Raw genomic sequence first — 15,873 nt, 5'->3', positions numbered from 1 at the left:
TACTTTTAGGCTCTACGTCAATTACCCCATTTAGTTTTATGATATTACTTAAATTTCTCATTTCAATCGCACCGGTTTCAATTTCGGCGAGATTGTATTGGTCTTTGGTAAAAGTGATTTGTTTAGTTCCAGTTGCAACTGGTTGTTCTTCTTTCATCGAACTTTCTTCGGAAGATTCCGATTTTCCAGAATCGGTATCACCACAAGCCACCATCAATAAGGTGGATAAAATGAGCAGTGAAATTTTTGTATTGAATTGAATTTTCATCTTTTTATATTTTAATTTGAAATCAATAGTTTTTATAAACCCAATAAGGCTTCGATTACTATGATGGACTGGTTATATTGATATAGTGTGTTTAGAAACTCCGTTTGAATACTATTAGCCAAAGTGAGGTTTTGCAAGTATTGCGTATAGGAAACATCACCGCTTTTAAAGCTCTTTTCTGAATTATCAATGATAAGTTCCACTTGTGGCAGGGCTTCATTTTGATAGTAATCTAAAGTACCTTGAAGTTTGTAATATTCTTGCAATAATTTTTGCAGTTCCCCTTGCAATTGGGTTTGGTTCAACTCAATTTGAGATTGAGCAATATCCTCTTCGATTTTGGACGTTTGAATTTTGGCTCGATGTCCACCAGGAAAAATTGGAATTGCAACCCCTACTTGAAAGTAGGAAAATCGGTCATCATCCCTAAAATTTTGGTTTGCTATACCGCTATTTTGAGCCCCAATAAATGTTTGGCTATTATAACCGAACATAATATCTGGCAATACCCTGTTCCTTTCCACATTGGTTTCTCGTTTCCTTACTTCCAACTGTTGTTTTAAATAAACGTAAAATGGGCTTTGCTCTACAGATTGGTTTTCAATATTTAAATCTATCTCACGGCGAACCATTTCACTATCTGTAATACCAATGTCATCGTTTGTATTTAAAACTACCTGAAGTTGCTTTTTGGCGATTCTCATATCAGCTTCGTTTTGTTGAAGCTTGTTTTTTATTTGCATCGATTGAGTTGCCGAGGTTACACTTTCCAATTTTGTGGATTCGCCAGATTCATAACGCATCGAACTTGAACGGTTGAGATTGCCATATAGACTATCTTGACGCTGCAACAATTGTTTATTCTGCATTAAAAACACATATCTGTAATAGGTTGTTTTTACATCCGCAATCAGGTCATTTTCTTCTATAACCTTTAGTTGTTCACTGCTACTAACTCTTGCTTTTGCGAGTTTGAACTGACTGGTATAAACTGTTGGAAAATTAATGCGCTGTGTAACTCCATAAAGATTATCCTTTACCGTGGGCGTATTAAATTCGCCACTTGAATATGTAAATTCTGTTCTGGGAATAGTTAGAGCACCGTATTTTCCTTTTTCTTCAACCTCGATTTCATATTGAGCGATTTTAATGCGGTTATTGTTCTGAAGTGCCATTTCAATAGCCTGCTGCAATGTAATTTTACGTTCTTGCACCATACTTGTTTCTTGTGCTTGAAGTTGTATTACCGGAAAGAATAGACCACCAATAACGATTAAAGTAGTGGCTATTTTCTTAATTCTAAAATTGAATTTAAATTTCCCTTCAGTAAAATAGATATACAAGACTGGCAATACAATTAGCGTTAATGCAGTCGCCGTAATCAAACCTCCTATCACCACAGTTGCCAATGGTCGCTGTACCTCTGCACCTGATGAATTTGACAATGCCATAGGTAAAAAACCTAAAGCAGCTACGGTAGCTGTCATTAACACAGGTCTCAATCTCACACGAGTTCCTTTAATGACGCGTTCATAAATATCGGTTACGCCTTCTTTATCAAGCCTGTTGAATTCTGCCACCAGTACAATACCATTTAAAACAGCCACACCAAATAATGCAATAAATCCAATTCCTGCTGAAATACTAAAAGGTAAATCTCTTATGATTAGTGCAAAAACACCGCCTATCGCTGATAAAGGGATTGCCGTAAAAATGAGCAAACTTTGTTTCATTGAACCGAAAGTAAAATACAACAACACTAAAATCAACAACAAGGCTATTGGTAAAGCAATAATTAAGCGTTGATTAGCCTCTTGCAAGTTCTGAAATTGACCGCCATAGGTTACATAATAACCTGCTGGCATATCAACCTTCGAATTCATAATTTGCTTAATGTCCTCAATAATACTTTGCACATCCCTGTCACGCACGTTGAAGCCAACAATAATTCGACGCTTTGCATTGTCACGTTGAATTTGTACAGGTCCCGGTTCAAATGAAATGTTCGCTACCTGACTTAATGGAATTTGATTTCCCTGTGGTGTACTAACATACAGATTCTGAACATCGGTAATATCGGTTCGGAAATCTTTGTCCAGTCTCACAACAAGGTCAAATCTACGTTCTCCTTCATAAACAAGTCCTGCCGAAGTACCCGCAAATGCAGTTTCGATAGTATTATTTATATCCTCGATGTTCATTCCATATTGAGAAATCTTATCGCGGTTCATTTGTATATTAATCTGTGGTAATCCAGTCACTTCTTCAACATACAAATCTTCAACACCTTCTACCGATTTTATTTTACTCCCAACATTACCAGCCAAATCTGAAAGTATATTGAGGTCTTCGCCATAAATTTTGATGACAACATCCTGTTTTGCACCAGTCAAAAGTTCGTTGAAACGCATTTGTATGGGTTGTTGAAAACTAAAAGTAGCGTTAGGGATTATTGACAGGGATTCTTTCATCTCTGCTGCCAGTTCTTCTCTTCCGCCAGCTTTTGTCCATCCGGATTTTGGACTTAAAATAACCATCATATCTCCTGCTTCAATGGGCATCGGGTCTGTTGGAATTTCCCCTGAACCAATCTTGTTTACGACTTGCTTCACTTCATCTGGATATTCATTTAATAATATGGTCTGCGCCTTTTGAGAAACATCAATCATCTGGTCGATGGAACTTCCAACAGGGACTCGGGTTTCAACCGCAAAATCTCCTTCGTCCAATTGCGGAATAAACTCACCACCCATATTTGCAAAAACGATTAGCGTAATGACAAATAAACCTACTGCCAATCCCAGAACCAAAAGTTTTGCACGCAAAGCAGCTTCTAAAATAGGTTGGTACATCCGCTGAAAGAAATCCATCATTTTATCAGAAAAATTCCGTTTATGTTCCGTCTTGCGACCCAGTGCAAGGGCAGACATCATTGGAACGTAGGTAAGTGATAAAATTAATGCTCCAAGAATAGCGAACATTACCGTTTGCGCCATTGGATGAAACATTTTTCCTGCAACCCCGCTCAAAGCTAAAATAGGCACGTAAACAATTAATATAATGATTTGTCCAAAGGCAGCGGAATTCATCATTTTTCCCGCAGAGTGCCTTACCTCGGTATCCATTTGTTTAGATGTTAGCTTTTCAACGCCTGCGTATTTCTTTTTACTGGTATGAATCCCAAACATTACAGATTCAACAACAATTACAGCCCCATCTACAATAAGACCAAAATCTATGGCGCCCAAACTCATTAGGTTTCCGGAAACCCCAAAGAGGTTCATCATTGCGATTGCAAAAAGCATTGAGAGCGGAATGACCGATGCCACTATCAATCCACCTCTTAAATTTCCAAGAAAGAGGATTAATACAAAAATTACTATCAATGCACCTTCCGTAAGATTTGTGGTTACAGTCCCTATAGCACGGTCCACCAAACCTTTCCTATCCAGATAAGGCTCAATGGTTACGCCCTCGGGTAAAGTTTCTTTAATCTGTTCAATTTTAGCTTTTACATCATTGATAACTGCGGAAGAGTTTGCTCCCTTTAGCATCATTACAATTCCTGTAACAACTTCGCCCTCACCATTTCGAGTAGCCGCTCCATAGCGCACACCGTGACCAAATTGTACTTTGGCAACATCCCTTACAAGTACTGGTGTGCCGTTATTTACTTTAACAGCTATTTTCTCCAATTCTTGTAAATTGTTAACCAGACCCTCGCTCCGAATAAAATAGGCATTAGGACCCTTATCTATATAAGCGCCACCCGTGTTTTGATTGTTTTTTTCCAGAGCGGTAAAAATATCTTCAATAGTAACATTCATACTTTGAAGTTTATCTGGGTCTATGGCAATTTCATATTGTTTGACCAAACCCCCAAAACCACTCACTTCTGCAACACCAGGTGTTCCTAATAGTTGTCTTTTGATAATCCAATCCTGTATAGTTCTTAATTCGGTGGCATCATATTTATCTTCGTATCCTTTTTCGGTATGAATTACATATTGATAAATTTCACCCAACCCTGTAGTTACGGGTCCCATTTCAGGTTTTCCGATTCCTTCAGGAATATCTTTGGCAGCCAGCGTTAATCGCTCTTGAACTTGTTGCCTTGCCCAATATAAGTCTACACTTTCCTCAAAAACAATAGTTACTATAGAAAGCCCGAATCGAGAAAAGGAACGCATATCCTTAATGCCAGGAATACTAACCATTGTTTGTTCTACGGGAAACGTAACTAATTGTTCTACTTCTTGTGCCGCTAAAGTTGGGGATATGGTTATAACCATAACTTGATTGTCTGTTATGTCTGGAACTGCATCAATGGGAAGCTGTGTTAGCGAATATGCGCCCCATCCAATTAGAGCCAGCGTAAATAATCCGATAACAAGTTTATTGTTTATCGAAAATGCGATGATTTTGTCTAACATTTTGTTTAAAATATTTTTAAGTCGTAAATAATAAAAATGAAAATACCATACAGGTTATCTATGGATTTGAGTTGTACAAAACCAATGATTAATTCTTAAAAAATAAATATGGTAAAATGGTAATTAAAGCGAAGCTTGCTATTACCAAAGCATAATAAATTTGCAGATACTATGAATGTATCTGCCTAATTTTATTAAGCTAAATAGAAATTAACAGGTAGGTGGACCTCGTGTGACGAGAGATGAGAGATACCGATTAAGATATGAATGAGATAGTTGATATGTAGGCGGTTTACTATTTTGCCTGTAACCAATAAAAAAATATTTTTGAATATCTAAAGAGGTCTTCGCAACATCATTGTCAACAATGGTTTGTTGCTCAATAGTGTTCTTTTTTAGAACTACAATTTCACTTGAAAATGAAGAGTGCGTGTGCACATCCATAAAGAAATCAAAGAACCCAGAAGGAATTTCCTCTTTTTCTTTGGCATCATTATCGTTATGATGATGCTCGCCAGAATCAGCAATATCTGTGTGCGAATGAGATTCTTCGTGCTGATGGTGCAAATGAGGAAAAACCTGATGCAGCAGCATTAGGCTAAATAAGCCTAAGAAGAAAAACGCAGATATTTTATTTGCTTTATGCATTAGTTACAAATGTAATAATTTATAATTGGTTTTTGTTTTGTTTTCTGATTGTTAGCTTTTTCTACGCGCAAAGGCAAAAAACAGCTCTTTTATTTTTTTAAGGTGTTGGTTTTTTTAGCGTTGGCAAAAATAAATCTGCTGTATGATATAAAGTAAGGTGATATATTTGAGAATAAAATAGAATTAATTCACACTTTACACCTTGTTTAAAGTGCTTACAATGTTGAAAATAAGGATGATTTTACTATTGTCGACCTAATTTTACGTAGTATAATTTTTATAAGTATCAAAAAAAATAAAGAAGATATAAAAACCATTAGGGGGCCGTTTACGTAAAAAACAAGACCTTATTTGATACAATCTTTTAAATTGAAAAGTTCTGTAAAAATTATTGATTTAGGTAGTGGTGATAGTAAACTTATGAACTACCTGCTTGATATCTCTGCGAGTGCTATAGAAAAAGTAAAAAGGCGACTTGGGAACAATTCGACCAAGGTAAACTGGATATTGAGTGATATCACTGAATTTAAACCGCAAACAAAGTATGATGTTTGGTGAGAGTGGGCAACGTTTCATTTTTTGATAACAGCGGAACAAATTGACAAGTATATTTCTATATCACAAAGTGCTATAAGCAGTTCTTAATAATCGGTACTGTTTCTGAAGATGGTCGCACAAAATGATTGGACTAGAGGTTAAACAATATAATTCAGACAAACTCACAAGTACGTTTAAAATTTGTTCACCAAAATTAGGTGTAAGGGAACGGCACATATAACCCCTTTGGGACTGATTAACGTTTTCTATTCTGTTCTTTTAAAAAAATGAAAGTTTAAATATAGTTTTAAAAACAAATTGCACTTAGAAAATATAAATATTACTATATCCAATCTTGTAGAGGTTAATAAGGAAAATAGTAAATAGAAGTGTTAATAAAATTGAAACAAAATAAGTTCTTTTGAAAAGTCTCTATAGAATAAAACTAATTTTATTTCAGGCAAATTGACACCTAATAAGACTTTATGCGTATTTTCAACTTTTGATTGTAAATACTGCTATTATTGAATTGGGGGGCATATGCCTGCGGAAGTTGAAAATCTTCCGCCTCCAATCCTGACCGAACGGACGACCTTCGCCCCCCGTTTTCGGTCGTCTTTCCGGCTCCGAATTTTCAACCCCCTCGGAACCGCGCATAAACCCAAATGAACGAAGAAAAATCGTCCGCTTGGATTTATCTTGCCTTTGCACAATTTATCACTAAATTTTCTTGTTTAAAATATTGAAGTTCATAACGTTATCTTTGTGTAAGCTTTATAATAAGTTCTGATGAAAACAAATATAACTATTCCGCTCTAAATCCAACTGAAAAGATAAGTCCACTTTCATAAAACGCTCAGCACATTCCCCTACATTTCGGTAAAAGAGCTTCACTACATAAGTCTTGGACACCACCCCCAATTTCAGCTTTCCATTGCGTTAACCCCTTCCGCTATGCTGGAAAGGAACACTTCATTCCTAAGCCAAAATCGTGAACGAAGTCCGCCAAATGGGAATTCCATTTAATCATTTGGTACCGCTTCCTATGTTGTTGTACTTCACAAAAACCTTTAGACCTTCATCCTTACCATCGCTGTTATTCCCTTTTTATGCCAGCAAAATACCAACATTTAGAAGTTGAACGGACTGCATAAACCAGGCTCGTACCTCGCTCTTTTTTATAAGTCCTTATCAATTCCAAATATTGAAAATGTATCAGCAACAAAAAAAGGTAACAGCGACGGCACTATGGGAAGTAAATCTAAAATAAATCTTATGAAATCTTACAAAAACATCAAAAAGGAAGCGGCACCAACAAAAACAAAAAAGGAAAACGCTCTAGATATAATAAGTAAATCACTTCAAAAAAAATAAAAACAAACTATCTGAATGGTTCGGGTAGCATTTTAATTAATCTTTAAATCTATTACTATGAGTACTTTAAAAAATCATGTACAGTTAATTGGAAACGTTGGGCAAGAACCAATTATTACGAACCTTGAAAGCGGTAAAAAAGTAGCCCGTTTTTCAATCGCAACAAACGAGTATTACAAAGACGCTAAAGGCGAAAAGCAAACGGAAACCAATTGGCATACTGTTGTAGCTTGGGGCAAGACTGCCGAAATTATTGAAAAATATGTGGTAAAAGGCAAAGAAGTTGGTGTTACAGGGAAATTGAAATCTCGAAGCTATGATGATAAAGAGGGTATCAAACGATATGTAACCGAAATCGAAGCGAACGAAATCCTTTTACTTGGAAGTAAAAACGACTAGTACTATTTAAAAAGCAAAGGGCGTTCCCGAAATTAAACGCCCTTTTTTCAATTCTCATTATTAACCTTTTAAGTAGAAAACAATGAAAGCACAAGTTAACGAAATCAAAGAAGGGTTACAACATTTTCATGGAACGGAAATGTTCTATCAAATACCATTATTAAAAACCCGTTTTACGGACGGGTTAAAATATTTGGCGGAAGCAGCTGAATGTTTTTGGCTTATAACAGACACTTCCGTAATCGCAAAAGGTCTGATGAACCGAAGCGAGTTTATAACGATAGACTTCAAAAGGCTACATAAAGAAAAACCGGATTTTGAAGGATACGAAGCGGAAATAATTTACAGCGACGGTAATGATACTATTTTGGAAAAGCAAAGGTATAGGGTAACCGATTTTCCACTCGATGAACTGCGGTTATTTTTTGTAAATGATACGTTGATGTTACCTAGCGAATATTAAAATCTACAGCTATGGTATATCTCAATTTTACAGACCTGAGCGAAGAGGCGCAAAACCGACTTTTAGAAAATTCTAAAAAAGACGTTGAACGAAAATTTGGCGATAGTCTTCGAAAATATATAAAAGAAAATCACACCTGTTTTGAAACTATGGTTGAGGAAGAAGCAATACGAAATTTATATTCTTACACTTTTATTTTTAACCCTTAAATTTTGAAATAATTAAATTGACACCTCTGAAAATTCAGGGGTGTTTTGCTTTTAATCAAGATCATATCAAGAAAAAAATTGTATCTTTAGTTTGCTGATGTACAGCATTCAATTTTAAGTAGGGTTATCCACTTTTCGACTTTCGCCGATAACCGTACACATCGAAAAATAACATATCGGAAATTCATTTCCTTGAAATGGCAATTGGCTTTTTAGCCAGGTTGTACGAAATTTTTATTCGCTTGTGGCGAATGAAAAGGAGTAGCAAGAGGGTAACACGCTGCGCGATGTTAAGTATTCCTTTTCGTTTTCAAATATCTGATTATCAGCGATTTGAATATATTTTAATTTCCTGACAATCAGAGATTTGCGACAAACGGGCTGTAAATGCCCATTTTTAGGGAAGATTTTGCGACAAATCGGCGAAATATGGACTCATTTATTGGAATTAGATTTAAAAAGGAAACTGCAAAACGTTTCCAGACTTTCTCACGCACTTACTTCAAATCGCACACCGAGGCAATGTCCACGATGCTCGATTTTTTCTTCTACAATGAAATCTCGCCAAAGGAAAAATTGGGTCCGACGGGGCGAACCATCGAAGCTAAATTACTTAAAAGAATCAATGCGGTTATTGCCATAATGCGAGATGTGGAAAAGACACAAACCAAACCTACGGTGGCTATGATTCAATCACTATTTGAAACAGAAGAGCCAGAAAAAAAACCGCTGATTGTGGAAAAGAAATATGCGGAAGAAAAGAAAGAAGTACGCTTTCGCGAAAAGCGAAACTTAAAGAACGAACTCTAATTTTTAAGCTATGTACATCACAATAACACCTCAAAAATTAGGCGGCACTTATAGTCAGGGTTCAGCGGATTTTGCAGGCTATTTAGGGTCGGTTTTTTAATGATTTCGAAAAAAATTCGTAATATTTGGTGGTGTTCATGTAGTAGACCCAATAGTCCTTCGATATATCGGTTTTGCACCATTTCCTATAGTGGTAACAGGCCAATTATCAGGTCAGGTATACCTCTAAAAAAAATGCCTTTACCGGCAACTAATGACATCGAACCCCGCTTTGAGATTATAGAGAATGGAAATGACAATTTTGCACAACGGAATCGTTGGCGCAAAACCCCTTTTTGTTTTCGGAATGAATGGCACAATTTCCATGTCTTTAATTACCTTTTTTCAATTACCCTAGCGTTAATTTAAGTTGTAGTCATTTTGAGCATGACTATTGGAATTATAAAATATCGCATGGCTTTATTTAATAGCTGGAAATGGACAATTTTAATTAAATAGTTTTAATAATTAAAATATCCATTTCTATTTATCTACGAGGAGATTCATGTTTTATAAATAAATTCTTTGTCCTATAATTTACTTTTATAATATTCAAGACCAATAAACTGAATCTTATCGGTTGAGGAATAAATAATATAGATTGTTATGTTTTGTATCCATTTATTAAAGTACCTTTAGTTATACGAATGATTTCGAGGCAAAAGTTACCTATTCGGTTACCTGATATTTTAAAAAACCTGTAATTATTTGATAATAAAGGTATTGAGGTGTGGAGGGTTAGTTCTGCCACCCCGACAAAAACCATGTAAATCTTATGATTTACATGGTTTTTTTGTTTTATGAATATTCAATGACATTGTCCGTTCATAGTTTACCGGTCAAGTATTTTTCTTCCCTGAATAAACTCTTTATTAATGAAAGCTACGGCTGACTGTAAGTTCAGGGTTTTCTAATATTTTGTTTTGTCGTTTTTAGAAGCCCAGTTGTTGAAGACCTCTACAGCTTCATCTTGTAACATTTGTTTGAAATGTATTTGTCTATCTTGCATACCAACCTCTAATTCATTATAAATGAATTGGTCATCAAAATCTATAGCTTTAGCATCTGCCTTTCCGCATCCGAAATAAACAGCTTTGGGTCTAGCCCAGTAAATAGCACCAAAACACATAGGGCAAGGTTCACAAGAAGTATATATGATACAGTCTGTAAGTTGAAAAGTGTTCAGCTTTTTACATGCATCTCTGATTACTACCATTTCGGCATGTGCCGTAGGATCATTAATAGAGGTTACCTTATTATGGCCTTCCGCAATGATTTTCCCATCTTTTACAACTACGGCGCCAAAAGGTCCGCCTGCATTTGAGTTCATTCCTTTAGCTGCCATTTCAATGGCTCTTCGCATAAAAAACTCGTGATTATCTTTCATATTATTTACTTCAAATTGATTAAAGAGGGCTGCAAATTACGCTTTTTTATGTGCGGCTTTAGTTTGATTTTAATTTGATTGAAAAGTTTCCATTATTATAGTTATGTTAAAAAAATTGAAAGTATATGAATTTGATCACGACTATTTGTTAAAATCAACCAATTTTGAAAATATTAAAATTAAATTATCAATTAGTTATTTTTTTATTTTTTGTCTCGAGTGTAGTATTCGCCCAGCAAACCGAAGTGTCAATTTTTATCACTGGCAATACTGCTGATCTCAAAGATTCAAATGTATTAAAGGGGATAGTATCCGAAGCAGGAGGAAAGACAAAATCCTCTATAATAGTATTAGGGAATTCAGTTTCTGAAAATGAATTCAAGTCTACCCTAAAATCGCAACTACAAGTATTAAAAGGATCAGAGGATGTTCTATTTATTCCTGGTAAAAATGAATGGATTAATGGGCACAAAGGTGTAAAGGAAATAGAAGATTATATTCAAAGCAATAGTGAAGCGAAATTCTATCCGAATGATGCTGAACCTATCAAATCACGTGAAATAGGTGAGAACGTAGTATTAATTACTGTAGATTCTCAATGGTTTTTAGAAGATTGGGATGATCATATCTATATCAACGAAGAATCTGAAATTCAAAATAGAAACTTATTTTTTTTAGAATTTGAAAATCAGGTAAAAAAGGCACAAGGTAAAATTATACTTGTGGCCATGTATCACCCATTATTCAACAATAGTAAGCAAGGGTTTATTAGAAATATTGGCGGATTTTCTAATCAAGACATACAAAATAAGCAGTATAGAAAGCTTAGGAATAGATTAAGAACAATTTCAAGAGGTTCAGAGAATGTAATTTTCTTATCGGGGCAGGGCAAAAACCTTCAATTCATAGATGGAAGTGTTCCGCAAATTATTAGTGGCGCGGCAGGAAAATTAGAACCAGTAAAAAATGGAAATGAAGGAGATTTTTCATTAGCTGAAAATGGGTATGTGCGCTTAGATATTGCTGTAGATGGTGAAGTAACTGCCAATTATCAAGCATTAAAAAAAGGTGTTTTTGAAGAAGTTTTTAAGACTACAGTTCTAAAAGGAGATAGTGAGCGAACAATAGATTATACTTTCAAAGAGGACTTTTCCGTTGCTAAAAAAGCTTCCATTTATACAAAGGAAGCTGTTACAAAAAGTGGTTTTTACAAAACTATGTGGGGCAATCATTATCGAGAGTTTTATGGTAAAGAAGTAAACGCACCTGTTGCGTTATTAGATACCTTAATGGGAGGTTTGGTGCCTTTAAAACGTGGGGGTGGGCAACAATCAAAATCGCTTCGTTTAGTAGATAAAGAAGGCAAGCAATATGTTATGCGTGCCTTAAAAAAGAGTACCATTAAATTCTTACAGGCTAATGCTTTTCAAGAAAGCTATATTGGTGAAGTTTTAGATGGGACTACGGTAGATAAATTCTTAGCAGATTTTTACACTACGGCGAACCCCTATACTCCCTTTGCTATAGGAGGTCTTTCTGATGCAGTGGGTGTTAACCATACCAATCCTGTGTTATATTATATTCCGAAGCAAAAGGTGCTTGGTGTTTATAATGATGAGTTTGGTGATGAGTTGTATATGATTGAAGAACATGTTGGAGACACGCAGATTGATTCAAAAAGTTTTGGTAAACCTCAAGCGATATTAAGCACCGCTGATGTATTGCAGGAGATAAACAAAACGGGTAAATCGGTGGTAGACGAACCTTCATATATAAGAGCTAGGCTCTTCGATATGCTTTTGGGGGACTGGGACCGCCATGAAGACCAATGGCGTTGGGCGCTTTATAAGAATGATGATGGTACTGAGTATTGCAGTCCTATACCTAGAGATCGTGATCAGGCATTTTCTAAATATGATGGAGCTTTAATTAGTTTCTTAACCAGGGTAATACCTGGTTTGCGAAAAATGCAAACGTATGGTGAAGATCTTAGAAGTGTAAAATGGTTTGCTTCATCTCCATATCATTTAGATTTGACGTTAATACATGCTTCTGGTTGGGAAGAGTGGGAGAAGCAAGCTGACCATATTCAAACCGAACTTTCAAACGATGATATTGCAAATGCCTTTGAAGCAATTCCTGAGGAAATAAAAGGAGCTACCATAGATGATATTAAAGTGAAGTTACAGGGTAGACGAGATAATCTTAAAGAAATAGCCAAAGCATACTATCTATATCTAAACAAATTTCAGGTGGTTACTGGTACACAAAAAGCGGATGATTTTACCATTACAAGATTGCCTGACGGAAAAACGACTATAAAAATTGACCGAAAAGATTTGGGTCTTCTAGATCACACATTTTCAAGTGATATTACCAAGGAAATATGGCTTTTTGGATTAGACGGGAAAGATACTTTTGTGGTAGAAGGCAATGGAGACCATCCTATTAAAATTAAAATTGTTGGTGGACAAAAACATGATACATACGATTTTAAGAATACCCAAAAAGTAAAACTCTACGATTATAAGGGCAAAGAAAATACAATAGTAAATAAGCGCTCTAGAAAATGGTTGGTGAATGACTATGAATTAAATAATTACGACCATAAAAAGGTGAAGCATAATTTTAATCAATTACTACCTTTAATAGCAGTAAACCCAGATGACGGACTACAAATAGGAGTAATCAGTAATCATACTTCTTATAGTTTACAACGTAATCCATTTACTTATAAGCATAGTATTAATGCTGCTTTTTATACAAGTACTTCGGGTTTTGATATGTCTTATAAGGGTGAATTTTCAAACATATTTCACAACTGGAATTTTGGTGTAGAAGGTTTGTACACTAGTCCTAATTTCTCTGAAAACTTTTTTGGCTTTGGAAATGAGACTCTATATGATAAAGATGAGGAAGATTTAGATTTTAATCGAGTTAGAATTCGAAAATTCAAAGCCGCAATAGCATTTAAATGGGAAGGGATTAGCGGTGGTTCGTTTTATTTTAAGCCATTGTTAGAATCCTTTAGTGTTGAAGATACCCAAGGGCGTTTTATAACGCAGTTACCTATTAATAGTACTTTTTTTGATAGACAAACCTATGGAGGTGTAGAAGCAGCTTATAATTTTAGAAATAAAAACAGCGCAGCTTTTCCTACTTTAGGTTTAGATGCTGGTTTGACTATTGGTTATAAGACTAATATTGATAATTCCGATGCCGAGAATAGTTTTGCTTATCTACAACCACAATTGGCCATTGACCATAAACTGACCAAAAGTGGTAGTGTTGTTTTTGCTACAAAATTAGGAGGAGAAATTTTAATTGGAGACGATTTTGAATTTTATCATGCAGCTACCATTGGAGGTAATACAAGCCTAAGAGGTTTTAGAAATGAGCGGTTTACAGGAAAACAATCCTTTTATCAAAATACAGACCTTAGATTTCCTTTGGGTGGGGTAAGAACTAGCCTGGTTCCATTTAGATTTGGCTTTACTGGAAGCTTTGATTACGGTAGGGTTTGGACTGCAAATGAAACTTCAAAAAAATGGCATAATTCTGTAGGTGGGTCATTGTGGCTTATTGGTGCAGAAGCATTTACTACTAATTTAGGTTATTTTAGTAGTGTAGATGGTGGTCGTGTAGTTTTCACACTTGGCTTTTCATTTTAATTAAAAAATAAAAATTTTCCATGAAAAAACCAATTATAATTGCCCAAGTAAGCTCTTTAGAAAACAAAAAACCAGAACACGCTTTAGTCAATGGTTTAGATTTAGTTATAATAAAGTTCGATGATGATATTTCAGTTCTCTACGGGCGTTGTCTACACAGAGGAGCCTTAATGTCAGACGGTCATATGGACGGTCATAATCTTATTTGTGGTGTTCATGGTTGGGATTATAGATATGATACAGGTGTTTCCGAATATAATAATAAAGAGGTTTTACACAAGTTTACTACTAAAATAGAGTCAGGTAATCTTTATATAGATGAAGAGGAAATTGATACCTATTTAAAAGATAGTCCACAACCTTTTAATAGAGATGCTTATTTAGGTGCTTATGCCGATACCCATCCAGAAGAAACGGAACTTTATACAGGTTACATAAAAGAATTAGCTACAAATGGGTTAAAAAACTTAGGGCATCACGGATTTTCAGCTTCTATGGGAGTGGATAGAAACACGTTACCAAAATGGAGCGATATTCAGTTTTTACCAGCACAATTGGCAAGCAGACCATTGCTAGATGAAGATGATGTGGCAACAAAAATAGTTATAGGTCCTAAAGCTAAAAAACCTTTAGTTTTAGATATTCCTTTGTTTGTTAGTGATATGAGTTTTGGAGCACTTTCTAGAGAAGCAAAAATTGCATTGTCTAAAGGTGCGCAAATGTCGGGCACCGGTATTTGTTCTGGTGAAGGTGGAATGTTACCTCAAGAACAAGAAAACAACAGTAAGTATTTTTACGAATTAGCTTCCGCTAAGTTTGGGTTTACTTGGGATAAGTTAGATAATGTACAAGCATTTCATTTTAAAGGCGGACAAGGGGCAAAAACAGGCACAGGCGGACATTTACCAGGTGCTAAGGTAAGTAAAGAGATTGCAGAGGTAAGAGGGTTAAAAGAAGGAGAGACAGCAATATCACCAGCAACTTTTCCTAATTTTCACGGCGTTGAAGATTTTAAGGTTTTTGCGGCACAAGTACGAGAACGTACAGGTGGTATTCCTATAGGATTTAAAATTGCCGCTAGTCATATTGAAAAAGATATTCAGTTTGCACTAGATGTAGGTGTAGACTATATTATTTTGGATGGTAGAGGCGGTGGTACGGGTTCTGCGCCAACCATTTTAAGAGATAATATTAATATTCCAACAATACCGGCCTTGGCAAGAGCTCGTAAATATTTAGACAAAGTTGGAGCAACAGAAGTAACACTTGTAATTACCGGTGGTTTAAGAATTGCAGAAGATTTTTCAAAAGCATTAATGTTAGGTGCAGATGTTATTGCAGTGTCCAATTCGGCATTACAGGCTATTGGTTGTTTGGGTATGCGTGCTTGTGGTAGTAATAATTGTCCCGTCGGTATTGCAACACAAAAAGAGTCTTTGCGAAGCAGATTGATAATCGATTCCTCGGCAAAACAATTACATAATTATTTTGATGCTACAAACAACCTAATTAAAGTAGTGGCAAGGGCTTGCGGTCATGATAATGTTTCTAAATTTAATTTTGATGACTTGTCAACTTTTAATTACGATATGCACAAACTAACAGGAATAAACTACGCAGGTAGTAATGCTTAAA

9 protein-coding genes and 1 pseudogene are annotated in these 15,873 nt (G+C 35.5%); 6 read left to right on the top strand and 4 right to left on the bottom strand.

Features of this window, described 5'->3' with window-relative positions; genetic code table 11:
- The 3 genes and pseudogenes from AAC084_RS18320 to AAC084_RS18310 form a co-directional block, all read right to left on the bottom strand.
- Positions 1-268, bottom strand: a pseudogene (locus AAC084_RS18320) (efflux RND transporter periplasmic adaptor subunit); the annotation flags it as partial.
- 32 nt (positions 269-300) lie between these two features.
- Positions 301-4,701 (bottom strand): CusA/CzcA family heavy metal efflux RND transporter, encoded by a 4,401-nt coding sequence (locus AAC084_RS18315; RefSeq protein ID WP_339841710.1) that lies wholly within the window; start codon positions 4,699-4,701, stop codon positions 301-303.
- Positions 4,702-4,911: 210 nt separating this feature from the next.
- Complete coding sequence (locus AAC084_RS18310) at positions 4,912-5,349, bottom strand: hypothetical protein (protein ID WP_339841707.1); 438 nt, start codon at positions 5,347-5,349, stop codon at positions 4,912-4,914.
- Between the two features lie 1,968 nt (positions 5,350-7,317).
- Between AAC084_RS18310 and ssb the strand changes: the two genes are divergently transcribed.
- From ssb to AAC084_RS18290, 4 genes are all read left to right on the top strand, one after another.
- Positions 7,318-7,659, top strand: coding sequence for a single-stranded DNA-binding protein (gene ssb, locus AAC084_RS18305; RefSeq protein ID WP_339841704.1), 342 nt, complete (start codon positions 7,318-7,320; stop codon positions 7,657-7,659).
- A gap of 82 nt (positions 7,660-7,741) precedes the next feature.
- Complete coding sequence (locus AAC084_RS18300) at positions 7,742-8,122, top strand: DUF6876 family protein (protein ID WP_339724704.1); 381 nt, start codon at positions 7,742-7,744, stop codon at positions 8,120-8,122.
- An 11-nt stretch (positions 8,123-8,133) separates the two neighbouring features.
- A complete protein-coding gene (locus AAC084_RS18295) occupies positions 8,134-8,331 on the top strand; it encodes a hypothetical protein (protein WP_079512720.1) in 198 nt (65 codons plus the stop codon).
- 429 nt (positions 8,332-8,760) lie between these two features.
- Positions 8,761-9,141 carry a BfmA/BtgA family mobilization protein gene (locus tag AAC084_RS18290; protein ID WP_339841703.1) on the top strand — a complete coding sequence of 127 codons (381 nt, stop codon included), beginning with the start codon at positions 8,761-8,763 and terminating at the stop codon, positions 9,139-9,141.
- A 949-nt stretch (positions 9,142-10,090) separates the two neighbouring features.
- On the opposite strand, the gene AAC084_RS18285 is transcribed toward AAC084_RS18290, so the two are convergent.
- A complete protein-coding gene (locus tag AAC084_RS18285) occupies positions 10,091-10,567 on the bottom strand; it encodes a nucleoside deaminase (protein ID WP_339841702.1) in 477 nt (158 codons plus the stop codon).
- A gap of 164 nt (positions 10,568-10,731) precedes the next feature.
- Between AAC084_RS18285 and AAC084_RS18280 the strand changes: the two genes are divergently transcribed.
- Together AAC084_RS18280 and AAC084_RS18275 are read left to right on the top strand one after the other, a co-directional pair.
- Positions 10,732-14,238, top strand: a complete 3,507-nt coding sequence (locus tag AAC084_RS18280; protein WP_339841701.1) for a hypothetical protein — start codon at positions 10,732-10,734, stop codon at positions 14,236-14,238.
- A 20-nt stretch (positions 14,239-14,258) separates the two neighbouring features.
- The gene (locus AAC084_RS18275) at positions 14,259-15,872 is read left to right on the top strand and encodes a glutamate synthase-related protein (RefSeq protein ID WP_339841699.1); all 1,614 of its coding nucleotides are present in this window, start codon (positions 14,259-14,261) and stop codon (positions 15,870-15,872) included.
- Position 15,873 lies beyond the last annotated feature (1 nt).

The organism is uncultured Maribacter sp., from assembly GCF_963977385.1.
GTDB lineage: Bacteria > Bacteroidota > Bacteroidia > Flavobacteriales > Flavobacteriaceae > Maribacter.
This window is presented reverse-complemented; position numbering and strand designations above follow the sequence as displayed.

Bases quoted from the DNA above. Each gene is read 5' to 3' on its own strand.
- AAC084_RS18315 (WP_339841710.1), bottom strand. From the start codon at position 4,701: ATGTTAGACAAAATCATCGCATTTTCGATAAACAATAAACTTGTTATC.
- AAC084_RS18310 (WP_339841707.1), bottom strand. From the start codon at position 5,349: ATGCATAAAGCAAATAAAATATCTGCGTTTTTCTTCTTAGGCTTATTT.
- ssb (WP_339841704.1), top strand. From the start codon at position 7,318: ATGAGTACTTTAAAAAATCATGTACAGTTAATTGGAAACGTTGGGCAA.
- AAC084_RS18300 (WP_339724704.1), top strand. From the start codon at position 7,742: ATGAAAGCACAAGTTAACGAAATCAAAGAAGGGTTACAACATTTTCAT.
- AAC084_RS18295 (WP_079512720.1), top strand. From the start codon at position 8,134: ATGGTATATCTCAATTTTACAGACCTGAGCGAAGAGGCGCAAAACCGA.
- AAC084_RS18290 (WP_339841703.1), top strand. From the start codon at position 8,761: ATGGACTCATTTATTGGAATTAGATTTAAAAAGGAAACTGCAAAACGT.
- AAC084_RS18285 (WP_339841702.1), bottom strand. From the start codon at position 10,567: ATGAAAGATAATCACGAGTTTTTTATGCGAAGAGCCATTGAAATGGCA.
- AAC084_RS18275 (WP_339841699.1), top strand. From the start codon at position 14,259: ATGAAAAAACCAATTATAATTGCCCAAGTAAGCTCTTTAGAAAACAAA.